Origin of the sequence: Paenibacillus sp. IITD108 (assembly GCF_036541265.1) — a bacterium.
In the GTDB taxonomy this organism is placed as follows: domain Bacteria; phylum Bacillota; class Bacilli; order Paenibacillales; family Paenibacillaceae; genus Pristimantibacillus.
Map to the genome: position 1 here is coordinate 20,722 of NZ_JAZHCT010000032.1, position 23,389 is coordinate 44,110.

At 44.8% G+C, this 23,389-nt stretch carries 23 protein-coding genes and 1 pseudogene; 15 read left to right on the forward strand and 9 right to left on the reverse strand.

Annotated elements, in window-relative coordinates; all coding sequences use genetic code 11:
• The first annotated feature begins 482 nt into the window (after nucleotides 1-482).
• From V1L65_RS22360 to ald, 6 genes are read left to right on the forward strand one after another with little or no spacing between them, the layout of a single operon-like run.
• Nucleotides 483-2,039, forward strand: coding sequence for an aminotransferase class III-fold pyridoxal phosphate-dependent enzyme (locus V1L65_RS22360; RefSeq protein WP_331701483.1), 1,557 nt, complete (start codon nucleotides 483-485; stop codon nucleotides 2,037-2,039).
• Nucleotides 2,036-3,460 (forward strand): xylulokinase, encoded by a 1,425-nt coding sequence (locus tag V1L65_RS22365; protein ID WP_331701484.1) that lies wholly within the window; start codon nucleotides 2,036-2,038, stop codon nucleotides 3,458-3,460. Before V1L65_RS22360 ends, V1L65_RS22365 begins: the two co-directional genes overlap by 4 nt.
• A 16-nt stretch (nucleotides 3,461-3,476) precedes the next feature.
• Nucleotides 3,477-4,535 (forward strand): amidohydrolase family protein, encoded by a 1,059-nt coding sequence (locus V1L65_RS22370; protein WP_331701485.1) that lies wholly within the window; start codon nucleotides 3,477-3,479, stop codon nucleotides 4,533-4,535.
• A complete protein-coding gene (locus V1L65_RS22375) occupies nucleotides 4,532-5,932 on the forward strand; it encodes an L-arabinose isomerase family protein (protein WP_331701486.1) in 1,401 nt (466 codons plus the stop codon). Before V1L65_RS22370 ends, V1L65_RS22375 begins: the two co-directional genes overlap by 4 nt.
• 17 nt (nucleotides 5,933-5,949) lie before the next feature.
• Nucleotides 5,950-6,753: a DeoR/GlpR family DNA-binding transcription regulator gene (locus tag V1L65_RS22380; protein WP_331701487.1), complete on the forward strand. Its 804-nt coding sequence runs from the start codon at nucleotides 5,950-5,952 to the stop codon at nucleotides 6,751-6,753.
• Nucleotides 6,754-6,767: 14 nt separating this feature from the next.
• The gene (ald, locus tag V1L65_RS22385; protein WP_331701488.1) at nucleotides 6,768-7,886 is read left to right on the forward strand and encodes an alanine dehydrogenase; all 1,119 of its coding nucleotides are present in this window, start codon (nucleotides 6,768-6,770) and stop codon (nucleotides 7,884-7,886) included.
• A 134-nt stretch (nucleotides 7,887-8,020) separates the two neighbouring features.
• On the opposite strand, the gene V1L65_RS22390 is transcribed toward ald, so the two are convergent.
• Together V1L65_RS22390 and V1L65_RS22395 are read right to left on the reverse strand one after the other, a co-directional pair.
• Nucleotides 8,021-9,040 (reverse strand): HAAS signaling domain-containing protein, encoded by a 1,020-nt coding sequence (locus tag V1L65_RS22390; protein WP_331701489.1) that lies wholly within the window; start codon nucleotides 9,038-9,040, stop codon nucleotides 8,021-8,023.
• A gap of 5 nt (nucleotides 9,041-9,045) precedes the next feature.
• The gene (locus V1L65_RS22395; RefSeq protein ID WP_331701490.1) at nucleotides 9,046-9,390 is read right to left on the reverse strand and encodes a PadR family transcriptional regulator; all 345 of its coding nucleotides are present in this window, start codon (nucleotides 9,388-9,390) and stop codon (nucleotides 9,046-9,048) included.
• A gap of 294 nt (nucleotides 9,391-9,684) precedes the next feature.
• Between V1L65_RS22395 and V1L65_RS28785 the strand changes: the two are divergent.
• A pseudogene (locus V1L65_RS28785) lies at nucleotides 9,685-9,780 on the forward strand (ABC transporter ATP-binding protein); the annotation flags it as partial.
• A 1-nt stretch (nucleotide 9,781) separates the two neighbouring features.
• On the opposite strand, the gene V1L65_RS22400 reads toward V1L65_RS28785, so the two are convergent.
• From V1L65_RS22400 to V1L65_RS22410, 3 genes are all read right to left on the reverse strand, one after another.
• Nucleotides 9,782-10,534: an HAD-IIB family hydrolase gene (locus V1L65_RS22400; protein ID WP_331701491.1), complete on the reverse strand. Its 753-nt coding sequence runs from the start codon at nucleotides 10,532-10,534 to the stop codon at nucleotides 9,782-9,784.
• Nucleotides 10,535-10,618: 84 nt separating this feature from the next.
• Nucleotides 10,619-11,113, reverse strand: coding sequence for a PCYCGC motif-containing (lipo)protein (locus V1L65_RS22405; RefSeq protein WP_331701492.1), 495 nt, complete (start codon nucleotides 11,111-11,113; stop codon nucleotides 10,619-10,621).
• Nucleotides 11,114-11,144: 31 nt separating this feature from the next.
• The gene (locus V1L65_RS22410) at nucleotides 11,145-11,534 is read right to left on the reverse strand and encodes a hypothetical protein (protein ID WP_331701493.1); all 390 of its coding nucleotides are present in this window, start codon (nucleotides 11,532-11,534) and stop codon (nucleotides 11,145-11,147) included.
• 255 nt (nucleotides 11,535-11,789) lie between these two features.
• Between V1L65_RS22410 and V1L65_RS22415 the strand changes: the two genes are divergently transcribed.
• From V1L65_RS22415 to V1L65_RS22425, 3 genes are all read left to right on the forward strand, one after another.
• Nucleotides 11,790-12,953: a response regulator gene (locus V1L65_RS22415; protein ID WP_331701494.1), complete on the forward strand. Its 1,164-nt coding sequence runs from the start codon at nucleotides 11,790-11,792 to the stop codon at nucleotides 12,951-12,953.
• Between the two features lie 121 nt (nucleotides 12,954-13,074).
• Complete coding sequence (locus tag V1L65_RS22420; RefSeq protein WP_331701495.1) at nucleotides 13,075-13,212, forward strand: hypothetical protein; 138 nt, start codon at nucleotides 13,075-13,077, stop codon at nucleotides 13,210-13,212.
• A 77-nt stretch (nucleotides 13,213-13,289) separates the two neighbouring features.
• The gene (locus V1L65_RS22425; RefSeq protein WP_331701497.1) at nucleotides 13,290-13,640 is read left to right on the forward strand and encodes a winged helix-turn-helix transcriptional regulator; all 351 of its coding nucleotides are present in this window, start codon (nucleotides 13,290-13,292) and stop codon (nucleotides 13,638-13,640) included.
• Here the strand turns inward: V1L65_RS22425 and V1L65_RS22430 are convergent.
• From V1L65_RS22430 to V1L65_RS22440, 3 genes are all read right to left on the reverse strand, one after another.
• Entirely contained in the window at nucleotides 13,619-14,479 is an 861-nt protein-coding gene (locus V1L65_RS22430; RefSeq protein ID WP_331701498.1) for a pirin family protein, read from the reverse strand. The two genes, V1L65_RS22425 and V1L65_RS22430, sit on opposite strands and share 22 nt — an antisense overlap.
• Before the next feature lie 199 nt (nucleotides 14,480-14,678).
• Entirely contained in the window at nucleotides 14,679-15,734 is a 1,056-nt protein-coding gene (locus tag V1L65_RS22435; protein ID WP_331701499.1) for an LLM class flavin-dependent oxidoreductase, read from the reverse strand.
• A 270-nt stretch (nucleotides 15,735-16,004) separates the two neighbouring features.
• Entirely contained in the window at nucleotides 16,005-16,727 is a 723-nt protein-coding gene (locus V1L65_RS22440; protein WP_331701500.1) for a FadR/GntR family transcriptional regulator, read from the reverse strand.
• Nucleotides 16,728-16,835: 108 nt separating this feature from the next.
• Here V1L65_RS22440 and V1L65_RS22445 point away from each other — a divergent pair, with 108 nt between their 5' ends.
• The 3 genes from V1L65_RS22445 (at nucleotide 16,836) to V1L65_RS22455 (ending at nucleotide 20,576) form a co-directional block, all read left to right on the forward strand.
• A complete protein-coding gene (locus V1L65_RS22445; protein ID WP_331701501.1) occupies nucleotides 16,836-18,251 on the forward strand; it encodes an FAD-binding oxidoreductase in 1,416 nt (471 codons plus the stop codon).
• Nucleotides 18,244-19,620: a (Fe-S)-binding protein gene (locus tag V1L65_RS22450; protein WP_331701502.1), complete on the forward strand. Its 1,377-nt coding sequence runs from the start codon at nucleotides 18,244-18,246 to the stop codon at nucleotides 19,618-19,620. Before V1L65_RS22445 ends, V1L65_RS22450 begins: the two co-directional genes overlap by 8 nt.
• 176 nt (nucleotides 19,621-19,796) lie before the next feature.
• Nucleotides 19,797-20,576: a squalene/phytoene synthase family protein gene (locus tag V1L65_RS22455; RefSeq protein ID WP_331701521.1), complete on the forward strand. Its 780-nt coding sequence runs from the start codon at nucleotides 19,797-19,799 to the stop codon at nucleotides 20,574-20,576.
• A 153-nt stretch (nucleotides 20,577-20,729) separates the two neighbouring features.
• On the opposite strand, the gene ant(6) is transcribed toward V1L65_RS22455, so the two are convergent.
• Nucleotides 20,730-21,584 (reverse strand): aminoglycoside 6-adenylyltransferase, encoded by an 855-nt coding sequence (ant(6), locus tag V1L65_RS22460; RefSeq protein WP_331701503.1) that lies wholly within the window; start codon nucleotides 21,582-21,584, stop codon nucleotides 20,730-20,732.
• Nucleotides 21,585-22,222: 638 nt separating this feature from the next.
• Between ant(6) and V1L65_RS22465 the strand changes: the two genes are divergently transcribed.
• Nucleotides 22,223-22,909, forward strand: coding sequence for a PspA/IM30 family protein (locus tag V1L65_RS22465; protein WP_331701504.1), 687 nt, complete (start codon nucleotides 22,223-22,225; stop codon nucleotides 22,907-22,909).
• A 123-nt stretch (nucleotides 22,910-23,032) separates the two neighbouring features.
• Nucleotides 23,033-23,383 (forward strand): hypothetical protein, encoded by a 351-nt coding sequence (locus tag V1L65_RS22470; RefSeq protein WP_331701505.1) that lies wholly within the window; start codon nucleotides 23,033-23,035, stop codon nucleotides 23,381-23,383.
• Nucleotides 23,384-23,389: the final 6 nt, after the last annotated feature.

A 23,389-nucleotide genomic window follows, 5' to 3' on the forward strand; every position in this document is an offset into this window, starting at 1 on the left:
AGGTGAAAGTGACAGACGTTCCGCTATTGACCCGAAAAGCGGTGAAAAAACCGATAATTAAAGCGAATAGCGGAACGTGTGACCACGAAAACTTAAAAAGTGCTGTTTTGATAGGAATAGCGGAACGTGTGACCACGAAAATCCCAAAGCGGTGCTATGAGGCGAATAGCGGAACATGTGACCACGAAAACTCAAAATCGGTGCTTTGAGGCCAATGTGTAATGGGTGACCGCCGAATCCACAAAACCTGAGTTTTCTGGTGTAAAGCTGAACAAAAGTTCGTCAAACTCCAATTCAGCATGTTAGTCGTTTTGAACTGGTTGGGTACTATTTCGCAAACTTGAACTTGGCATGAAGTTTCGATCACATTGCGTCCTATAAATAAAATAGAAACAAAAGAGAAACTAATTGACAACATAAACGAAACATAATAATATTTTAATCATAATACAAACGGAAATTAAAGGAGTGGGGAGAACAAAATGAAAACGGTTAAAAAAACGTTGGCGCAGCTGCTTGGAAAGGAATATACGGATTCGGTAGTTGGCGGAGCAGTGCTGCTTAAAGATATGAATCAAGCAGAAGCCGAGAGGCTTGCGCATGAAGAAGTAGAGTTTATGCCTCAGGCATTTCAAGAGAAGATGGATCGATTATTAACTAAGGTAGGCACTCAGGTTATTCCCGAGCTGCAAACATCCAGCCCTGGCGCACCTACGATTTCCTTCGGCAAGGCTGCTAATCGAAAGGCGAGCCCGCTGGGCGGATTGGGCTATCTTCGACTCGGTGAGGACGGCAGGTTGTATCTTGCCGCCAAGAGCGAGCATTATCATACACCGCTCGGGCATCAGTTTCCAGGGTATAAGCTTATCGATATCGCAAGAAAGCTGGGCATTACGAATGCAACACATAACAATACTAGAGGTCATATAACGCGACTGCTTGAAAGAGAGCTGATTCGAACAGCGAACGGTTTATCGAAGGAAAGTACAGAATCGCTTGACGAGCTGATTGAAAGCCAAGAGCCGCATGTGCTGAACCGGGTTATTAATTTGGATACGGGGTCACTTGCCTGCGAAGCAGGCATAAAGATGATGCTGTCGAGATTTTATAAGCTTGAGGAACAAAGCGAAGAGCCGAAATATAACGGGCGCACACCGGTATTTTTTGTAATGGGAGATAAGGAAGGCAAAGGGAGAGCCAATTATCATGGCACGACTGTCATAGCCCAGACGATGCGCAATCTATGGCCGGACATGTACGACAAGCTGGAAGCGGCAGGAATTATGCAGGTTTGTCCCGTAAATATAAATGATATCGAGGATTTTAAAACTAAATTCGAACAGTATAATAAACCTCCTTTCAAGGTTGCCGGATTCATACATGAGATTATTTTGATGAACTATGGCGGAATTAAACTTGAGCAGAATTATTTGAAAGAAATTTATGAGCTGTGCCATGCAAATGATACGCCTGTAATGTGCGATGAAATTCAATCCTGCATGTGGTATCCAGGCATGTTTTTATTTAAAGAATATAAGCTCAATCCCGATTTTGTTATTATTGGCAAAGGCTTCCCGGGCGGCGAATATTGCGCCTCTCGTATTATTACCACCTACGAAATGGACACACTCAGCCAATTTGGCGCGCTAGTCACGAACGGGCAGGAGGAGCTGGCAGCGCTGGCATATCTGATTACGATGTGCTTTGCAGAAGAGAACGCGGCTTACACGCAGCAAATCGGAGATAAGTATGAGATGAAGCTGAGGGAACTAGGCGCACGTTATCCATCGCTCATAGAATGCGTTGAAGGCAAAGGGCTGCTATCTACGATCTTCTTCTATGAAGCAGCGAAGACTGTCGCTTTCACAAATGATCTAAACAATCAGTGCATCGATGTCAGCGCTCAGACCTATAAAGCTAAATGTCCGCCAACAGCGCTGACGAAGCCGCCTATTATTGCAACTCCAGTTATGATTGATTATTTAATAGATAAAATGGAGGCAGCACTAATCAAAATAAATGGAGAAGCCTCATTATGACGTATTTAATTGGACTTGATATCGGCACATCAGCAATCAAAGGAGTGCTTATCAGCTCTGAGGGGAAGATTGTATCAAGAGAGCAGAGCAAAACACAGATTGAAATCCTGAAAGATGGACAGATGCAGTTCGATGAAGATGACTTATATAGATTGGTAACAACAGTAATAAGAGGATTAATACAACTACTTCCAGCAGGAGCTTCTGTTGCGGGTATCAGTATATCATCAGCAAGCGGCAACACGCTGCTCGTTGATCAAGAAGGGAAGCCGATGACTCCCGTGTTTAGCTGGATGGATACACGTGTGAAGGATGAGATTGCGACTGTATTCGGCAAGCTCGATGAAGAGGAAGTACATCGGCTCATAGGCTGGCCGCTTCTCAATACGTTTCCGCTCGCTCATCTATCCTGGCTCAAATGCCACCAGCCTCAGCTATTGCAGCAAGCGGCGCGGGTTTGCATGAGCACAGACTATATCCTGTACCGGCTTACTGGAAAATGGGGCATTGATAGCTCGACAGCGACTACGTTCTACTTGCAAGATCAAAGCTCTTCAAGCTGGCATCTTCCTTATTTGCAGCAGCTCGGGATAGACATAGAAAAGCTGCCAGTCATTCATAAGCCGGGCAAGAAACTAGGGCAAATATTGCCTGAGGCTGCAAAGGAAACAGGTCTTTCTACCAAAGCTGCCGTAATACTAGGGTCATTTGACCACCCGAGTGCGGCTAGAGGAGCAGGAGTACTGGATGCAGGTCAACTGCTTCTCTCCTGCGGAACATCTTGGGTAGGCTTCTACCCATTACTGAAAAGAGAGACGGCAATCGGACAGAAGCTGTTGACTGACCCCTTTCTTCAGCCGGAAGGAGCGTGGGGCGGCATGTTTTCTCTGCCGGCTATTGCGGCCTCTGTAGACAAATTTGTATGCCAATATATATCTGATGCATCAGATCGCAATGAGCAGTTCAGCAAACTGGCTGCTGCGGCAGATGCAGGAGCAGGCGGACTGATGATTCATCCGTTGCTGGAGTGTGACAACTCCGCGTTGGAAGGACGAGACCCAGCACATATTGCGCGGGCACTCATGGAAGGAACAGCCTATTTGCTTCGAATGAAGCTGGAGCAATTGCAGCATGCAGGATTGCCGGCACATACCATAACGATGGTAGGCGGACCATCGGAGACGTTCCCTTGGCCGCAAATTGTGGCAGATGTGATAAGTAACGAGCTGCATATTGTTAATGGTTCCTGTGCAGGCGCGGTTGGAAGCGCTATATTGGCTGGGATTGGTATAGGGCTATACAAAGATGAGAGAGACGCTTGGCAGCGAGCGGCATTTGATAGAACGACAAGAACACCTAATAAAGAAGTAACTCAGAAATATGAGGAGCTGTATCGAAAGTTTTTAGCGAAGTACAATTAAAATGGGGGTGCTTAGTATGGGAAGCTTGTTTGAAGTGAAAGAAGTAGATAAATTGTTTTACGAACAAAAGCTTAAGGATTTTTTGCCTAATCGGATTATTGATATTCATACTCATGTATGGCTTGGTGAATTTATTAATGAAGCGGCTGGTGAGCCCGTTAGAGCAGTTACTTGGCCTTGGCTTGTGGCGGCAACGAATTCCGTAGAAGACCTGATGGAAACCTATGAGCTGATGCTGCCAGGCAAACAAGTAACACCGCTTCTTTTTTCACAGGTTTCCACGAACACGAATCTTACCTTGGGCAATGACTATGTAAGTGAATATGCTGCTAAAAATAATTTCCCGTCTCTTTTGGTTGCCAAGCCAGACCAAAGCGCCTCCGAATTTGAAGAAAGCATCGAAAAAGGCGGCTTTTTAGGCTGTAAAGTGTACTTGAATTATGCCGCTTCCTATATCCCTGAGAAGGAAATTAGAATCTATGACTTTTTACCGCCGCATCAGCTGGAGGTGTTGAATAGAAGAGGCTGGATTGCCATGCTTCACATCCCTCGAGATGGACGGCTTAAGGATCCGGTCAACCTTGCGCAAATGCTGGAAATCGAGCATCAGTATCCGAATGTAAAGCTTATTATTGCACATGTCGGAAGAGCATACTGTAACGAGGATTTAGGCAACGCTCTCGAAATTTTAGCAGAAACACGCAATATGTTGTTTGACTTCAGCGCTAATACGAATGCTTACGTTTTCCAACAGCTAATTAAAGCAGTCGGTCCAAAACGAATCTTGTTCGGAAGCGATCTTCCGATCGTCCGAATGAGGATGCGGCGAATATATGAGCAAGGAAAATATATTAATCTTGTTCCAAAAGGGTTGTACGGCGATGTATCAGGCGACAAGAACATGCGTGAGGTCGAGGGGGCTGAGGCTGATGCGCTATCCTTCTTCTTGTACGAGCAGCTGGAAGCATTTAGAGTGGCTGCTGAAGCTGAAGGGCTCACAAAGCAGGATATTGAGGACGTATTTTACAACAACGCAGCCGCTATGATTCAACAGGTAAAGGAGGCGCTCGTATGAAAAAGCTGAAGATCGGTCTTTTGCCGTTATATATTAAGCTATATGATGATTTTTTTCCGGAAATGGAAGAAAGAAATTATTCATTTTATGATACGATAGCTAAAAAACTGGAAAAGAAAGATATTGAGGTCGTACCATCATCGATTTGCAGAATAGAGCCGGAATTTGCTGCTGCGGTCAAGCGATTTGAAGCCGAAGATGCCGATGCGATTGTTACACTTCATTTGGCTTATTCGCCTTCGTTGGAATCTGCAAGTGTGCTTGCTGCAACTAAGCTGCCTATCATCGTGCTGGATACTACACCGACATTTGACTATAGTCCGTCGCAGCATCCTGATGAGCTTATGTTTAATCATGGCATTCACGGCGTGCAGGATATGTGCAATTTGCTGCTGCGCAGCGGCAAGCCCTACATTATTGAAGCGGGGCACTGGTCAGAATCTGATGTGTTAGATAGAGCTGCACAAGCTGTACAGGCGGCTCGCATTGCCAAAAGCCTGCAAAATGCCAAAGTAGGCAGATTCGGCGGCACCTTTACCGGGATGGGAGATTTCGATGTGCCGGCACAGACGTTGCGAGAAACGATTGGTATTGAAACGGTAGAATACGATATACGAGACCAAGCTTTGTTCGGCCAGCCTATTGCAGAAGGGCAAATAGAGGCAGAGATGTCCCAAGATATCGCCAGCTTCTATGCACCAGATTTGGAAGCAACGGTGCACCGCCAATCCACACTAGCTAATCTATCCATCAGGAAATTAATCGATGAACATCAATTAACGGCGTTTACCGTCAATTTTATGAATGTTACCGCAGAGTCAGCGCTAACCAGCATGCCTTTTTTGGAGGCAAGCAAATCGATGGCAAGGGGAATAGGCTACGCTGGGGAAGGGGATGTGCTGACAGCAGCTTTTGTAGGCGCTTTGCTGTCTGTATATCCGGATACGTCTTTTACTGAAATGTTTTGTCCCGACTGGCAGCATAACAGCATTTTTCTAAGCCATATGGGAGAAATGAACATTCAATTATGCTCGGAGAAGCCCGTTATAAAAGAGATGAATTTTGCATTTACCGATGCACAAAATCCTGTCGTCGCTTATGGAAGATTCCGCGGCGGAGAAGCAGTGTACGTTAATTTAGCACCTGGAAGAGATAAAAAATATACGTTTATTGTATCTCCAATAGAGATGCTCGATATCGAAGGAACAGACAATATGGCTGGCAGTATTCGCGGCTGGTTTAAGCCTCAGCAATCTGTCGCGGATTTTTTGGCGGCATACAGCAGGCATGGAGGCACCCATCATGGCGCCATAGTATATGGTGAAGCCCAGCGTCTAATACGTGTTATGGAGGAGCTAGGAAATCTGATGAAGTGGGACATAGTAGTCATTAATTAAATAAGGTGGCAAATAATATGGAAGATGTAAAGACGGACAGCAGGCGGCTGGAGGAGCTTAATATTGAGGAAAGAAGAAAGAAAATACTTGAGCTGCTTCATCAGGAAGGCAAGGTCAAGGTAGTTGAGCTTAGCAAGCTGTTCGCTATTTCAGAAGTAACGATTCGCGGCGATCTTGATGCGCTTGAGAAGGAAGGGCTGCTTGAGCGTGTACACGGTGGAGCAACGAGTCAATACAGAACGTATTATAATATGAACTTTCATGACCGTATGGAAACGAATGAAGAGGAAAAAAGAAGGGTAGCGGTAGAAGCTGCTTCTATGATTAATGATGGCGATACGATTATACTAGGTTCTGGTACAACGCCGTTATATGTGGTTAGAGAATTGAAAGATAAAAAAAATATTATTATAATAACGAACTCGCTGTCTGTCGCGCAAGAAGCGGGACATAATAAAAATATAAAATTTGTTTTACTGCTTGGCGGCAACTTTAATACGGAATATCAATTTACGTCCGGTGATGATGCGATTAGTCAACTGGCGATGTACAAAGCGGATAAATTGATTTTGTCCTCAGACGGTGTCAGCGCGGAGTACGGAGTGACTACTTATCATCATCTTGAGGCAGAATTAAATAGACAGATGATTGCGAGAGTGAGCAAAACGATTGTTGTTGCGGATTATACCAAAATTGGAAGAGCCAGCTTTGCGCATATTATAGGGACAGACAAAGTTGATTGTCTAATTACGAATCAAAACGCTAATAAGGATGAGCTTGCAGCTTTTATGGATCGTGGAGTTGAAGTGCGTCTTGTTTAGATCGGGGGGATAATATGATTATCGGCTTGGCAAAAGAAATAAAAAATAATGAAAATCGAGTAGCGCTCACACCTGGCGGAGCTGGAGAGCTTATAAAACATGGGCATACTGTGCTCGTAGAAAATGAAGCAGGTGCCGGCAGCGGGTTTGAGGATAGCGATTATATGTTAGCAGGTGCTTCTATTATTGGCCGCAAGGAGCTGTTCGAGCAGGCGGATATTATAGTGAAGGTGAAGGAGCCGATCGAATCGGAATATGAGCTTTTCCGGCCTGGGCAAGCTCTCTATACCTATTTGCATCTTGCGCCGAATCGTCCCTTAACCGAGCTGCTATTGCAGAAGAAAGTAACGGCAATCGCCTATGAAACGGTGCAGTTGCCTAATGGACAGCTCCCGCTGCTCGCTCCAATGAGCGAGGTGGCAGGGCGCATGTCCGTGCAAATTGGAGCTGCGCTGCTGCAAAAGAACAACGGCGGAAGAGGCGTGCTGCTAGGCGGTATTCCCGGCGTAAACCGAGGCGAGGTCGTTATTGTTGGAGGCGGCATGGTCGGCACCAACGCGGCTAAAATGGCAGTCGGCCTCGGTGCAATTGTAACGATACTTGATGTAAGCAAGCAGCGGCTCGCTTATTTGGATGATTTATTTAAAGGAAGCGTAACGACGCTTATTTATAACGACTTCAACGTTGCGCAAGCTGTCAAGCGCGCTGATTTGCTAATTGGCGCGGTGCTTGTAGCTGGAGCAAAAGCTCCGAAAATTGTTTCAGAAGAAATGGTGCGTTCGATGGCGAAGGGCTCCGTTATAGTCGATGTGGCAATTGATCAAGGCGGCTCGATCGAGACGGTAGACCGTGTTACTACGCACGATAATCCTTATTACGTGAAGCATGGTGTGCTGCATTATTCTGTTGCTAATATGCCTGGCGCTGTTCCGCGTACCTCTACGTTAGCGCTGGAATCGGCAACATTGCCATATTTGGTGCAGCTGGCCAATAAAGGTGTCAACCGTGCTCTATTGGAGGATGCAAGCCTATTAGCAGGCTTGAACACCTATGCCGGCAGCATTACTTATAAGCCGGTTGCCGAGGCGATGAACGCAGCATTTGTTGATCCGAAAACATTGCTAGCAGAGTAGACGTCCGCCTTTGTAGGCCAATTTTAACCTTTACAGGTTTTATATATTCCAAAAAATTGGCGTACAACAGCGGTCGGAAGCCCAAACTTGATTGCAGTGCCCACCTTTTTTATTGCTTGTTGAAACTTTTATCCTCACTGATACTTATACACCCTATAGGCTCTGTAGGAAAGAACAGCGAGCTCGATAAAAGTAATTAAAATCGATAGAGGGATTAGCTTGCTTTTCGCGCTCTCCCAAATGTCCAGCGCCTTTGCGAAGGAGGCGGGATCGCTGTCAATCATATTGAACTGGGCAAGCTGCTCGACAAAATTGGCATTCCATATAGCGTCATTGGAGAAAGCGATACATATAAAGACAAGTATCGCAATGGCGTGCAGAGCTTGCAAGGCGATCGTGCCATAGCTCCACTTGCGCTGAATAAGCTTGATGCATGCGATTACGATGCCGAAAAGTGCAAGCCCCCATATATAAGGCAAATACTTTGAAAAATAGTCTATATTCAAGAAGGAGATTACATTCCAGTTCCATTCTGTGTCCGACTTGGACATTATGCCGACATATTGTATAGAGTACGTAAATAAACCAAGCACTAATACAATCATTATGATTTCAATTAAAGAGCTGCTTTGTTTAATAAGCAAATTTTTATGAAGCGGAGCAGGGAGCTTGCTCGGATCCCAAGGCTTCTTGCTTGAATGCCAGGAAGCCGGGTTGACTTGAGCAAATTCTATAATAGCAAATACGATAGTTACCCAAGCGAAAGCCTGCAGAGCCCCTTCAAATATGGAGGCGAAATACTCAGCTACATCCATTGGGCCCGCTTCAAAGTCAATAATGAATTGCAGGGCGAAGGCTACTGAAATTCCAATAACCGTAACTATAATGACAATCCGCAAAATAACCTTGTATAAATCGATTAATCCCGGTCCGATCAAATAGCGCGGTTTATCCCTATATTTATCGGCCATCGCGTGGGGAGGGCCAAGCTCCTGCAAAATACGAAAGATTGCCTGCTCTTCAGGCTCTCCCATAGCTGTACGTTCCTCCAGCATATCCATAATTAAGCTGTGCAGTTCTGCTCTAATTTCGTCACGCTGCTTGGGCGGCAGCAGGTCAGTAACGGCACTAGTATAACGTGAAATCATTTCCATTTCACCTAATCCTCCTTGGAAGTAATAATTTGCTCTACACTTGAAATCATGCCTCTCCACTCTACACAGAGCTGCTCATAAACCTCCTTGCCGAGCGGGCTGAGCAAGTAATATTTGCGGGGTCTTGCTTCTGTTGTATCCCACTCGCTGGCGAGTATCCCTTGCTTCTCTAATCTGCGCAGGAGTGGATATAAGGTGCCAGCATCAACAGACATCCCTTTTTCTTCAAGTACAGCAACGAGTGAATATCCATATTGCGGCTGCTGCAGCTGACTTAGCACGCCGATAATGATGGTGCCGCGGCGCAGCTCCAGCATAAAGCCGTTTATGATGGTTGAAATATTTTCCATATCATCATCTCCTGTTGTCATTATACTGTGTGGTGCACACTATTGTAAATAGACCAATATGTAAAATTTTATAATATAGTTTTTATCAACATATTATTTGCATAAGAATATGAATTGTTTCCTGGCGGCTTGTCCATCTTCTAGTTGTAGAAGATGATCGATAAAACGTATGGAAGCAGTGCCGAGAAGGGCTGACGGCAAAGAAAAGGAGAAGCATCAGCTTGTGTTGGGGTCAATTACTTTGAATTGCAGTAATAAGTAAGAAGCTGCGCTGCAGCTGCTTGCGCAGGGATGTCGTGTGAGGTTGACTTAGTTTTGGCGGATGAACCGACAGGCAATCTGGACAAGCAGACAGCTGCCGGTATCATCCATTTGTTTAAACAGCGGGCTCTTAGCCAAGCATAGTAATTTTTTTGCTTATTCGTTCTATATAGTCATCATCAATAGGAATAGCTGAGGTTGCCAGATCGATCAGCATTTCATGCTCGCCGATCATTACCGCTTCGCCTGCATGCTGGAACATCGTAACATCGTTTGCATCATTGCCAAATGCAATAAATTGGCCGGGCGAAACTCCGAGTTTCTGCAGGGCACTCCATTTATGAATGCCCGGCGGGCTTATATCAAGCGCCTGCTCATGGCGATGGCGATGAATAACGATCGGCAGGCCGCTTAGCTCTTGCTCCAAGCCGTCCATATCGTCGGCATGCAATATTAACAGCTTGACAAGTGAGGAAAGCTGCTCGCGCATTACGCGCTTTGCCAGCTTATTAGGATCTACACGTTCGAGTATGGGATGATTATCTGGTCCGCGATAAGCGTAATCCCAAGGGCTGTCGGCTAAATAATGTGCCTGATATTGATCAAGCAGCTCACTAAGCTGATTTGCAGCAGCTGGGTCAAACGAAACGGCATGCGTTATTTTGCCTTCCTGTTGAATGAGCGAACCGTTGCCGCCGATCAAGCTATGATGATGAAGGTGCTGTGGAAGAACGGGCAATAAATCGCGAATAGGTCTTGCAGAAGCGAAGATCACATCAGCCCCTTTGGAAATGACATGATCGAGCGCTTGAATAATTGGCTCGGGAATGGTCTGGCCATTGAAGCAAATTGTACCGTCAATATCGAAAACAATCGTTTTCATATAAATCACCTGTTAGCCGAACAAGCCTTCAGCTCCACTATAGTTGTGGGGCTAAAGGCTTGTTGTTATTTTTTAGTCCAGATGTTACATCGCAGGCATTGGCGTATCGGTCGATGGGCCGTAGTCGCTGCCGTAAGTCTCATCGATAAAATTGCGAATTTCCAAATCTGATTTGCCTTCATGCTTCATACCAGCTGCCACTACTGTTATTTCCATACATAAGCCGCATCTTGTGCCATGGTCATCCCAAACGACAGAACCATCGCTATTAATGGAATGGATAAAGCAGTTTTTGTTATTTTTATGACCGGCTGTTTCACCGCAGCCGCAGAAGCAAGGCATATACTCAAGAAGCTCAGCGTTCGCGCCGGCAATACCGTAAATTGCTCGAACCTGCTCCGGCTGGCTGTCTAAAAATTTAGGCAAAACAGAAGCCGAGGCTGTTGTCTCTTGAATATCGGATACAGCGTGATCGCCGTGCTCGGCATGCGTGTCCGGATTTTCTTCTTGCGGTGCTGCCTTTTGTCCGCAGCCAGCAACAAGCAGCACAAGAATCACAAGCGTAAACCATTTTTTCATATGCGGTCCCCATTCTGTCCCGCACATAAGATTAGTCGCGGGAAAATATGTTTTTGTCGAAAAATACAATTACTAAAAATAATAAAATGGCAAGCAGCAAAATCGATGCCGGAATAATAAATGCCAGTAAAGTAAATGTATTGTCCATTTTATAGTACAACAACATTCCCAGCGGCATCAAGCCGCCGCCGATCAAACTCGTAATAACTTGCCACTTGGCTGTTTTAACCATGCTGATTTTTTTGAAAACCTGATAGAATATCCCATATGCAAACAATGTCAGCCAGCCTACAACCAGAATATGGGCATGAGCAGGAACCATAGTATAGTCTTTTCTTCCTGCAATATCAGAGCCCATAAATGCACCAATCAAAGAGTAGAGCGCAGCTATTCGAATCAGCCATTTTGTATAATTGGTCAATTTGTTTCACCTCTATATTTATGATTGTTAATCATACACAAGTTATATGAACATCATATGAACAGATATTGAACGAATCGTGAAATCGTTTAAAATGAATATATAAATACGTCTGCAGGAAAAAGAAATAGTTGTAGAATATCAGAAAAAATACTATGATAAATAGAAAAATTTTCAATTTTAATGTACTCATGTAAAGGAATGGACGATTTTAATAATATTAATAAATCGAGTAGCTTGGATGGTGAGAGATTTATGATACGAACGATACTGGTTGATGATGAGTCTTTGGCACTTATATATTTGGAGCAATTACTGAAGGAATTTGCAAATATACAAATAGTTGCAGCATTTACTGATCCTATTGAAGCTGTACAGTCCGTATCAGAGCTGAATCCGGAGCTGATATTTTTAGATATTGATATGCCGGGCATGCACGGGATGCAGGCTGCAGATCAAATTCAGCAGCAGCTGCCTGATTGCGAGATCGTTTTTGTAACGGCTTATAATCAATATGCTCTTGAAGCTTTTGAAATCAGCGCGCTTGATTATGTTTTGAAGCCTATTCAAAAAAACCGCCTAAAAAAAACGATTGACCGCTTGCAGCGCAGGCGAACGCAGACATTGCCGCCGCAGGATGAGCAATCAAGTGAATCTGTTATCCGCTGCCTGCATATGCTGCAATTTGAAAAGACAGGAGAAAAAGCGCAAAGCTTGCGCTGGCGCACCTCAAAGTCGGAGGAGCTTTTTTCTTATTTGCTTCATCATCGCAAAGGCTTTGTCAGCAAAGAAGCGTTAAGCGATATTTTATGGCCGGATGTAGATTCAAAGAAAGCGATGACTTCACTGTATACAACTATTTATTTAATTCGAAAAACATTAAGCGAAGCAGCGATCCCAGTAACAATATCCAATGTAGGCGGACATAGCGGTTATGCCTTGGAGCTTGACCATTATAAGATCGATGTGGATATTTGGGAAGAGGCGCTGCAAAAATTAGAGCCGATCGATGCGGACAACGTGCTTGAACATCAAAAATGGCTTGATTACTATAACGGCGATTATTTTGGCGAGCACTATTATGTATGGGCCGAGAATGAACGACAGCGGTTAAGCTGGTTATGGCGAAATCATGCGGGACAATTGGCAGAATATTATTCTAAGCAATCGATGCTTACAGAAGCGATTGCTGTGTATCAAAAAATAATCGATATTCAGCCATTAAATGAAACAAATTATTGGCAGCTTATGAAGTTTTATGACAAGCTTGGCGAGTCGGAAGCGATTGAAGTATGCTACAGGCAGCTAAGAAGAACATTGCAAGAGGAATTGGATGAGGATGTTACGGAAGAGCTGCAGGAATGGTATGAAGCCTGGAAAGCGGGCCGGAAGGAAAATCAAGTCATGAAATTTGATTAGTGGATGGGTTGACACAGCTGCAATTGTGACAATGCATCGACAAAACGAAACAAGCGGTGTAACCACATACAATTCAGTAGTATAATACAAAGGAGTATGCGCAAGATTAAGGAGGGAGAACATGCTTGGGGTACCAACAAGTGTTTGGGTTTCTTCAATCATTGTAGTAATAGTTGTATCCTGGATGACCTTTTGGATAACCAATAAAGCTTATTCTAAGCGCTGGGAAGATCATGATGATCGTATTGATGGTGTTTAAAGCGATTGAAATATAAATAAAAGAAAACCTATTCTGACGATGTGCAGAATAGGTTTTTTTCAAAACGGGAGGCTATAATGGATCATCCAGATTTATGCCGGGTGGACGACGCGTTAGGAATACTTGTAGGCAAATGGAAACCGATTATTTTATTGTTTTTGCTGCAATCGGACAAGATGAGATTTAACGAATTAAAGCGCAATATGCCCGGGATCACCCAGAAGATGCTGACGCAGCAGCTTAGGGAGCTCGAGGAGGAAGATATAATTGCCCGCAAGGTCTATCCTCAAGTCCCCCCAAAAGTAGAATATTCTATCACGGAGTATGGCAAAAGCTTAAAGCCAATACTCGAGGCGATGCATGAATGGGGAACGAGGCATACACTGCATAAGTTGAAAAAAAACAATCAGGGCAGCTTGCCATTGTGAAAAAAACCGTTTCTATAGTCATCATAGGCTTGCACTATTTCTTCTTCCGTATTCATTACGAACGGACCGCGAGCAACAACAGGTTCACGCAAAGGCTCTCCAGCAAATAAAATCAGCTGTAATTTTTCCTTGGCGGATATGACAATGCTGCTTGGGCTATTAGCTGGTGCCGTATCTATCCACAGTGCCTGTCCTTTCTCAGCTTCTGTTTTATTGAATCCGAACACACCGCTGCCCTTCAAAATATAAATAAAGCCGTTGTAACTGCCGGGAAGCTCTTGGCTTATCGTTTTTCCGCTGTCTACTGTAATTTCTACGAACGTTACTGGCACGTAGTTTAAGGTGCTTGAAACAAAGTCACCAGATGAACCGGAATACACGCGTACAATAGCGCCGTCTTCCTTTATGACAGGCATATCCTTAGCCTTCAGGTTTTGGTAGCGAGGGGCTGTCATTTTATGCTTGCGGGGCAAATTAACCCAAAGCTGCAGCAGATGAACCGTATCCCCCTCATTTGGCGTTTCATTGTGGACGACACCTCTGCCAGCTGTCATAAACTGCAAATCTCCTTGTTGCAGCGTTCCTCCTTCACCTGTCGCATTATCATAATGCGTTATTGATCCGTCTATTACGTAGGTGACGGTTTCGATCCCGCGGTGAGGGTGTATATCGAAAGCTCCTCTTTTAAACGTATCTTCCATCATAAGCAAAAAAGGGTCAAAATCGTCCCAATAACCGGGCTGCAGTATAGGGGCAGCATAATGAATAGGACTGACCTGACGGCCCTGCACGGTCCATACTTTTTTAATGCCGCGCTGGAAGCTATTGGTTATTTTCATATGGATACAGCTCCTTTTGTTTGAACGTATAATTAGCGGATTTAAAAGTCATATTTATCATCAGCGGCCTTGCGAATTGAAGCATAGGTTTGCGTCAAAACGAATGTATCCTCTACAAGCCGATTAATGCGGAATATTACATCGTCAACCCGACAATCGAGCCTGATAAGCCAACAATTTTCATTATAGCTGCCCCCTGTTAATTCGCCGTATATTTTTTGATTTCAGGTAATATTTTTGTGCCTATAAGTTCTATATTTTTTAATACTTTATTAAATGGGACTCCTCCAAAATCAAGCTGTGCCAAATAACGCTGATGTCCGAACAGCTCATGCTGATAAAGTATTTTTTCGATAATTTCCTGCGGGCTGCCTACTACAAGAGCTTCGCGTTTGTCCGAAGCTTGAGCAAACAATTGCTTCGGAAATCCCCGCCCGTTGACCAGCGTAATGCCAGAGTTTACATAAGGATAATATTCACTCATCGCCTGCTGCGAGGTTTCAGCTGCATAGAACAGCCCGGTAGTTCCTACAGGCAAGATGCTTGGATCGAAGCCGCTCTGCTCCGCAGCCTGGCGATAAGCATCAATCGATTGCTTGAAGGTCGTTGCGGGGCCTCCAAGCGTTGCCAGTATCATCGGTACGCCTGCGCGCCCTGCTTTAATGGCGCTGGCAGGCGGTCCGCCTACCGCTCGCCAAATCGGAAGCGAGCCGTTCACTGGTCTAGGCAATACTTCAGCATTTTTAAGGGGAGAGCGGAATTGGCCGCTCCATGTTATTTTTTGTTGCTCATTTATTAAATTAAGCAGCTCGAATTTTTCTTCGTACAGCTCCTCATAATCGCGCAGATCATATCCTAGCAATTCAAAAAGACCAACTCGGGAAGCTCGTCCAGCAACAATCTCAGCCCTTCCGCCAGATATTAGATCGATGGTTGCAAAGTTTTCAAAGACGCGCACAGGATCAGATGTGCTGACAATAGTGGAAGAGCTGATCACTTTGATTTTTTCAGTTGCTTGAGCAATTGCAGCAAGAATGACAGCATGCGCTTGTGAAGCAAAAAATGGCTGATGGCTTTCTCCTACGCCAAAAACATCAATGCCGGCTTGATCGGCAAGCTTTGCGGCTTCAATAATTTCATAAATACGCTGTTCTGCAGAGATACGCTTTCCTGTCAGCGGATCGGGCGTATGATCGCCTAATGAGTAGAGGCCAAATTCCAGGCCTTTGCTTTGATCGATTCTATATTTATTCATGTGAAGCACAGCTCCTATCTATATTTTTGTTAGTAACTTTAATTATTGATTGTCTTTATATTGCTATTATCATATATGGATTTCATTTATGTAAGTACGCACTTAAAAGTGCTATAGTATCCAAAAAGAAACCTTTTGATTTTACTGGACTTTAAAGACTGCAGGGATAAAAAAGTTTGTATTTTTGTAATTAAAAAGACGCCGTTATCATGTGAGACAAGATAACGGCGTCTTTGACGAGGTCCTAACTATATTTGTATAACTTGACAATCATAGTTCTGTCGAAGCTAGCTTCAAGGCAACTTCATTTACTTTTTGAACATGCTGCTTGAGCAGGTCGGCGGCCAGCTCGGTCTGCTGCTCGCGTACAGCCTCATAGATGCGCTGATGCTCTGCGAGCAGCGCTTCGGCCGTTGTACGGTCGGCGAAATACCATAACCTGCGGGAATCCTTCATGCTCGCTTGCAGCCGCTCGGCCATGGATTCCATCAAGGAAATGAATAACGAATTATGCGATGCATGGGCAAGCCGCAAATGGAACAACATATCGGCTTCCTCGCTTTTTTGTTCGTCGCCTATACTTTCGCTCATCAGCTGAAGCGCTTGGGCAAGCTTCTCCAGATCTTGCTCTGTTCTTCGCGCAGCTGCAAGCGCCGCGCAGCCAGCCTCGATATATTGCCGCACCTCAATCACTTCTTTAAGCTCCGCCGCATTATTGAACAGCTGCACGGCGGCAGATTCCTGCTTATCCAGCGCTGGAAGCACATCGACGACGAAGGTTCCTCCGCCATGGCGGATCGACAGCAGCCCCTTGGCCTTCAGTCCGCTTAGCGCCTCTCTAATCGTTGAACGCCCTACCTGAAATATCTCGGCATATTGCACAACAGTCGGCAGTCTTTGTCCAGGCGCGTACTCACCTGACTCAATTTGTTTTTGTATATGCTCCATAACGATATCTGAACCTTTTTGCGGCTTGATAAAAGGCAATGTCATAGTAAACCTCCACGATGAAAAGTATATACATCTATTCAATCATAAGCTATACTAAAGAAAAAGTCATCAGATGACATGATCAATTATATTTGCCAACGGAGGGACAGTATGATAAACGAGCAGGTAAAGCAAGAATTGCGCTCAATCGTAGGTAAAGATTATTTTAAGGATGATATGGAATCATTAGTTACTCATTCCTTTGACGGAACCCCAATGCTGCAGCATTTGCCGGACGGCGTCATATATCCAGCTTCGACTGAGGAAGTTTCCAACATTATGCGCGTATTAAGCAAGCACCATATTCCTTTGATAGGGCGCGGCTCAGGCACCAATCTATGCGGCGGCACTGTCCCTGTTCAAGGCGGCATTGTAATGGTGATGCACCGTATGAATCGCATATTGGAAGTGGATCTGAATAACTTGACGGCTACAGTTCAGCCGGGCGTTATTACAAGCCAGTTTATTGCTCATGTTGAAGCAGAGGGCTTGTTCTATCCGCCAGATCCGAGCAGCATGTCCATCTCGACAATTGGCGGCAATATCGCAGAATGCTCGGGCGGCCTCCGCGGATTGAAGTATGGCACGACGAAAGATTATGTGCTGGGACTTGAATGTGTGCTTGCTTCCGGCGAGGTGCTCCGTACAGGCGGCAAGCTGATGAAGGATGTTGCAGGCTACGATTTGACCAAGCTGCTGGTCGGTTCGGAAGGTACGCTTGCTATTATTACGGAAGCGACGCTCAAGCTTATTCCCAAGCCTAAATATAAAAAGACGATGCTTGCCATGTTCCATGATTTATATGATGCGGCGCGCACCGTTTCTGCCATTATCGAAAATCGTATTATTCCAGCGACACTTGAATTTTTAGATAACCCGACTATCCGCGTTGTTGATGATTTTGCCAAGCTTGGACTGCCGCATGATACAGAAGCGATGCTTATTATTGAGCAGGATGGAGACGAGCAAATGGTTGAGCGCGATATCGCGCTTATTGCAGAGATTTGCCGCAAGCACAATGCGGATGCAGCAACGATTGCCGAAACCGAGGAGGAAGCGACCAAGCTGCTTACGGCAAGAAGAAGTGCGTTCACGGCGCTTGCCCGCCTTCGCCCTACGACTATTTTGGAGGATGCAACAGTGCCTCGCTCCAAAATCGCGGATATGGTGATGGAAATTAATCGGATCGCTAAAAAATATAATGTGCAAATATGCACCTTTGGCCATGCTGGCGACGGCAATTTGCATCCAACGGCAACGACAGATGCAAGAGATAAGGATGAGGTGCATCGCGTTGAGCAAGCCTTTGCGGAAATTTTTGAGGCCGCTATTTCGTTAGGCGGTACAATTACAGGCGAGCATGGCGTAGGCATGGTCAAGGCGCCGTTTTTGGAGTGGAAAATGGGGGAGAGCGGCATTATGGTTATGAAAAATATTAAAGCTGCCTTTGATCCTCAGCACTTGCTTAATCCTGGAAAAATATTCGCCAAGGAATCTCGCCGCAGGGTGGTGATTGAACGTGGCTAATGTTGCAGAGCGCAATGAAGCGCCTAAAAAACAAAAGGGCAATGTAGAGGCACTGCGCCAAACCTTGAAGCTGCAGCTAGATTATGATCAGCTAACTAACTGCATGCGCTGCGGCTTTTGTTTGCCGGTGTGCCCGACGTTCAAAATAACAGGCATTGAGGCGGAATCGCCGCGCGGCCGGATATCGCTTATGAAAGCTGCTGTGGACGGCATAATGGAGCCGGGAATCGCTTTTGAAGACCAAATGAATCACTGTCTTGGCTGCCGCGCCTGCGAGCCTGCTTGTCCGGCTGACGTGAAATACGGCCATCTCATCGAGCAGGCTAGAGATGCAATCGAAAAGCATACAACACATCGCGCTTGGGTGAACGGCGTGCGTCATGTATTGCTTAAGAAAGTATTCCCAAATCAAAAGCGCATGAAGCTGCTTGGCAAAGGGCTTGAAATTTACGAAAAATCTGGCTTGCAAAAATTTGTACGAAAAACAGGTTCGGCTGGTATTTTGGGTGAGCACATGAAAAATATGGAGGCCATTATGCCGCAGGGCTCAAGCAAAGGCGTTGTCGAGCTAATGGGGACACGCATAAAGGCAAAGGGCGAAAAAGTAGCAACGGTAGCCATGTTCCGCGGCTGCATGATGGACTCCATGTTTATTGAAACCAACAAAAATACGATAGCGCTTTTGTCTGAGGCAGGCTTTGAGATTGTCATTCCAGACGATCAGCAATGCTGCGGTGCGATACAGGCGCATAGCGGCGAGGTAGCGCAGGCGGAGCTTCAAGCGATTAATAATGTAAAGGTGTTCAAGGATAGCGGTGCGGATTACATCGTTTCTAATGCTGGCGGCTGCGGCGCTTTATTAGTGGAATATGATCATTTGCTGCGAAATAATAACGATATGCGCGAGGATGCCAAGTGGTTTGCTGGCCGGGTGAAGGATGTGAGCACACTGCTTGCAGATTATGGAAGGCCGCTTAAGTATGCTTTTAAGCAAAACGAAGCCGGTGCAGTTATTACGTACCAGGATTCCTGCCATTTGCGAAATGTTATGAAGGGTGGAGCCAATCCTAGAAAGCTGCTTAAGCAAATAAAAGGCGTGCAGTATGTCGAAATGAAGGCTGCTGAATCATGCTGCGGCTCGGCAGGCACCTATAATTTGACTCAGCCTGAAATGTCCAATAAAATATTGCAGAATAAGATGGTGGATGCGCGCGCTACAGCTGCGCAGTATATCGTAACGAGCAATCCCGGCTGTCTATTGCAAATGAAACTGGGCATCCACAAGCATGCGGAAGGCAAAGCAATGGAGGCCGTTCACATTGTTGACTTCTTATACGATTGCTTGCAGCGTGAGGAAAGTGTAAAATAATAGTATCCAAGCTTAGAGGAGGACCTGAGAGGCCCTCTTCTTTTGTGAATTTAAGATGGTATACGGTAAACACACATCTGTCCCGAGGACAGCAGAGTTGTTTATCCTTGATAACATTTCAAATTAGCTGCTGCGAAAGCTAGTGAAACAAAGGAGCTATTACTTTGAATGACGCAATGAAAATGTTGAAAAACACGAGCCGCACCTTTTTTATCCCCATCTCCAAGCTGAAAGGCAGCTTGCAGGATGCTGTTGCCTCTGCATATTTATGTATGCGCGCAATTGACGAAATTGAAGATCATCATGAGCTTAGCGATGAGTATAAAGTAGATATGCTCAACAAGGTGCATGATGCTTTGCAGACTGGCGAACCGCTTGCAAGCGTCCGCCATCTGTTTGCTGATCAAAAAGCACAATTGCCTGAAGTTACTTATCGAATGGATGAATGGGCGGAGCTATGTCCTGAATCAGCAAGAGAAATCGTATTCCGTCACACTGCCAGCATGTCCAAGCAGATGGCACAGTGGGTGCATGTGGACTGGAACATCGAGACGGAGCAGGATCTGGACAACTATACTTATAGTGTCGCCGGGATGGTTGGCGAATTGCTGTCCGAGATTTGGTACTGGCATGACGGCACTGTAACAGATCCGCAGAAAGCGGTTGCTTTCGGCAGAGGCCTGCAGGCCGTCAATATTTTGCGCAATCGTAAAGAGGATTTGGAGCGCGGCGTCGATTTCTTCCCGAAAGGCTGGGATATGAAGGAAATGCTGCAATATACGCGCCGCAATCTTGGCGTAGCTGATGAGTATGTTAAAGACTTGAAGGATGGGCAAGCGCGCACCTTTTGCAAAATCCCGCTAACCTTGGCGCATGCGACGGTGAAGCTGATCTCGGCAGGCGGCAATAAGCTGACGCGAGATACCGTGCTGCGTCTTGTCAACAGCATAACATAGCGTGTGCGATGGCGGAGCTGATCTCGTTCGGCGGCAATATGCTGGAGAATGATACCGTAAAGAAAGGCGTTTGAGCAGTTGTAGAAATAGCTGCCCGAACGCTTTTCTTGTTTGGCTACTTTAATTTTCGAAGAGAGCGGTCATTTGCATTGTTCATGACAATGAAGCATAGATACTTTCCGTATACTTAGTAATAGCTTTATCATAATCTGGATACTTATATCCGAGACTTTCTGACACAGCTTTTGAGTAGGTTCTAAATAACTCATAACAAATGAATAAAGACTGCCACATTTCCTGGTACCCATTCTCAGAATAGGTTGACAGAAGCTTTCCCCAATCTTCTTCTGATAGGTAACGATTTATAAACTTATAGTTCTTCCCTACACTAAAGTCGTATCCTTGCTTTGATCCGATTCTCCAAGCCATCATTCTCAATAAATTAGGCCTTGATACGTTGTTTAAATGATCAATAGCAAAAAGTATTTCTTTTCTGGCCAATCCTTTTACTACATAAGTTGAAACCATCCAGAACTCATTACAGCAATCATCAAATTCTTTTGCAGTTGGCTTTTTAATCCAATATTGACGATCATTTGCGGTCAACTCGTGTTTGATCAGATTATCCTTATCAAGCAACACACCAACTAAACCGTCGCTATTGGTAAAATAAACTTCCACCTCGTTAATTGGGATGAGTGTTAGGTCTAATTTATTCCCATCCTCAAAAAGGATTAAATATGAAAACCAATTACCTAATTCTGATGGAAAAAGCTCCATATCTTCGGGTTTTTGTATCATTACAGATTTTCCAAATACTTGAATCCACTGATCATTCTCCTTGAAAGAATTAATATCCTTTACAAAATAAGATATGTCATAATCTTGAAATGAATCAGGAAGGATATTTTTGTTTGTACGTGACCCTTCTAAAGTTACCAATCGAATTCTATCATCATTTTTAGCAAAGTCGATAAGGATATTCATCATTTCTTGTTCACTTCTCAATACAGTATCCTCCGTTCCACTTTTTCCTTTGACTCAGGCGAAAATGACCTTCGTTTTTCTTAAAATATAAGAAAGTATAAGTTTTTGTAACCTTGTATCCGTTCTTATATTATATTTCATCGGTAAACGCGCCTGTCCAAAGGACGACATAGCCGTTTATCCTTGTTCGACATTGTGTTCTCGTAATCCTTGCTGACTAAGTAACTTATCCAAGTTAATGTTGAGTCGATGTATAAATTCAAAGGCGAGGTCTTCTGGTGTGTTGAAATTCGTCGTTCACCGAATCGGTAGATTCGCCAGGTAGGTCAGACGTTCCGTTATTATGCGAAAAAGCGCAGTTTTGAGGTATCAAAGTGACACACGTTCCGTTATTCGTTAAAAAAGTGGTGAAAAATCAGGCATTAGGGCCGAATAGCGGAATGTGTGGCCGCGAAACTTAAAAAAAGAGAATTTTAAGGTGAATAGCGGAACGTGTGGCCAGCAAATACAGCACATTAGCAATGATCCATAAATTTTTCATAATGAAAACATCAACAAATATTGTCAACTTTTGTAATGTTGTTTATGATGAAACCATACACTTTTATTCACGTAGTATTTGAATAGATAATAGTTTATGAATAAAGGGAGGAATTGTAATGGGGATTTTTGATCGTATTTTTAGAATAGGAAAAGCAAATGTCAATTCGGCATTGGATAAGATGGAAGACCCGGTTAAAATGATTGATCAGATTTTAAGAGAGCTGGATGAAGACGTGGCAAAGGTGACAACCGCTGTCACTTCGCAAATTGCTGTGGAGAAAAGATTTGAGCGCGAGCTTAATGAAGCGAAAGAAGCAGTAGCCAAGCGCGATTCCCAAGCGCGTCAAGCGCTCTCTATGGGCAATGAAGATTTGGCTCGCGAAGCGTTGGGTGATAAAAAACGCCATGAGGAGAAGGTTGCTAAGCTCCAGGTCAGCTATGACGGCGCCAAGCAAAGCTCGGATAGACTTCGCACACAGCTTCAAGAAATGAAAGACCGCGTGCAAGAGATGAAATCTCAGCGCGGCACGCTTATTGCCCAGGCGGAAGCTGCCAAGGCTCAGGAAAGAATCAATCAAACGATGTCAGGCGTCGGAACAGATGATGCAGCTGCATCCTTCGCCAAGATGGAAGAGAAAATTTTGAAAATGCGAGATCAGGCAGAAGCTGCGCAATCTCTTGCAGAGGGTAATCGAGATTTGGACAATAAATTAGAGCAAATGATGCGCACAACCAGAGATACGGAAATCGATGATGAGCTTGCTGCTTTGAAGGCGGAGCTAAACGAGAAAAAGAACGGCTAATAGATTCACGAAGCTTGGAATATCCCATTCCAAGCTTTTTTAAAACATAAGAAAGTCGCTTGAGGAGAGAGACTTAGCCAAGGCTATTATGCTGATGCGGAAGATTATATCCAGAATGGCCGAATGCTTATTGCTGCAATGAAAAATGACTTTGAAGAGCAAGAGCGGGCAAGAAGAGAGTATGAGCAGAAGCTTAAGATGACTGAAGCATCCATAATACATACTCATACTAATATTACTATTAATGATAGGCATAAGTCGCGCAATAACGGCAACTCCTGGTTTAGCGGTTCATCAAGCAGCAGCTGGTCTAACAGTTCGTCATCAAGCAGCAGCAGCTCCTCAAGCTCTTCTCGCGGCGGCGGCGGCTCATTCAAAGACGGCTCTGGCGGCAGCAGAAGCGGCAGTTCCGGAGGAGGCGGGGGTTCCTTTGGTTCGGGCAGCTCTCGCGGCGGCGGCGGAAAATTCAAATAAGCATTC

Coding starts and splice junctions, on each gene's coding strand:
- V1L65_RS22360 (WP_331701483.1), top strand. CDS start 483: ATGAAAACGGTTAAAAAAACGTTGGCGCAGCTGCTTGGAAAGGAATAT.
- V1L65_RS22365 (WP_331701484.1), top strand. CDS start 2,036: ATGACGTATTTAATTGGACTTGATATCGGCACATCAGCAATCAAAGGA.
- V1L65_RS22370 (WP_331701485.1), top strand. CDS start 3,477: ATGGGAAGCTTGTTTGAAGTGAAAGAAGTAGATAAATTGTTTTACGAA.
- V1L65_RS22375 (WP_331701486.1), top strand. CDS start 4,532: ATGAAAAAGCTGAAGATCGGTCTTTTGCCGTTATATATTAAGCTATAT.
- V1L65_RS22380 (WP_331701487.1), top strand. CDS start 5,950: ATGGAAGATGTAAAGACGGACAGCAGGCGGCTGGAGGAGCTTAATATT.
- ald (WP_331701488.1), top strand. CDS start 6,768: ATGATTATCGGCTTGGCAAAAGAAATAAAAAATAATGAAAATCGAGTA.
- V1L65_RS22390 (WP_331701489.1), bottom strand. CDS start 9,040: ATGGAAATGATTTCACGTTATACTAGTGCCGTTACTGACCTGCTGCCG.
- V1L65_RS22395 (WP_331701490.1), bottom strand. CDS start 9,390: ATGGAAAATATTTCAACCATCATAAACGGCTTTATGCTGGAGCTGCGC.
- V1L65_RS22400 (WP_331701491.1), bottom strand. CDS start 10,534: ATGAAAACGATTGTTTTCGATATTGACGGTACAATTTGCTTCAATGGC.
- V1L65_RS22405 (WP_331701492.1), bottom strand. CDS start 11,113: ATGAAAAAATGGTTTACGCTTGTGATTCTTGTGCTGCTTGTTGCTGGC.
- V1L65_RS22415 (WP_331701494.1), top strand. CDS start 11,790: ATGATACGAACGATACTGGTTGATGATGAGTCTTTGGCACTTATATAT.
- V1L65_RS22420 (WP_331701495.1), top strand. CDS start 13,075: ATGCTTGGGGTACCAACAAGTGTTTGGGTTTCTTCAATCATTGTAGTA.
- V1L65_RS22425 (WP_331701497.1), top strand. CDS start 13,290: ATGGATCATCCAGATTTATGCCGGGTGGACGACGCGTTAGGAATACTT.
- V1L65_RS22430 (WP_331701498.1), bottom strand. CDS start 14,479: ATGAAAATAACCAATAGCTTCCAGCGCGGCATTAAAAAAGTATGGACC.
- V1L65_RS22435 (WP_331701499.1), bottom strand. CDS start 15,734: ATGAATAAATATAGAATCGATCAAAGCAAAGGCCTGGAATTTGGCCTC.
- V1L65_RS22440 (WP_331701500.1), bottom strand. CDS start 16,727: ATGACATTGCCTTTTATCAAGCCGCAAAAAGGTTCAGATATCGTTATG.
- V1L65_RS22445 (WP_331701501.1), top strand. CDS start 16,836: ATGATAAACGAGCAGGTAAAGCAAGAATTGCGCTCAATCGTAGGTAAA.
- V1L65_RS22455 (WP_331701521.1), top strand. CDS start 19,797: ATGAAAATGTTGAAAAACACGAGCCGCACCTTTTTTATCCCCATCTCC.
- V1L65_RS22465 (WP_331701504.1), top strand. CDS start 22,223: ATGGGGATTTTTGATCGTATTTTTAGAATAGGAAAAGCAAATGTCAAT.
- V1L65_RS22470 (WP_331701505.1), top strand. CDS start 23,033: ATGCTTATTGCTGCAATGAAAAATGACTTTGAAGAGCAAGAGCGGGCA.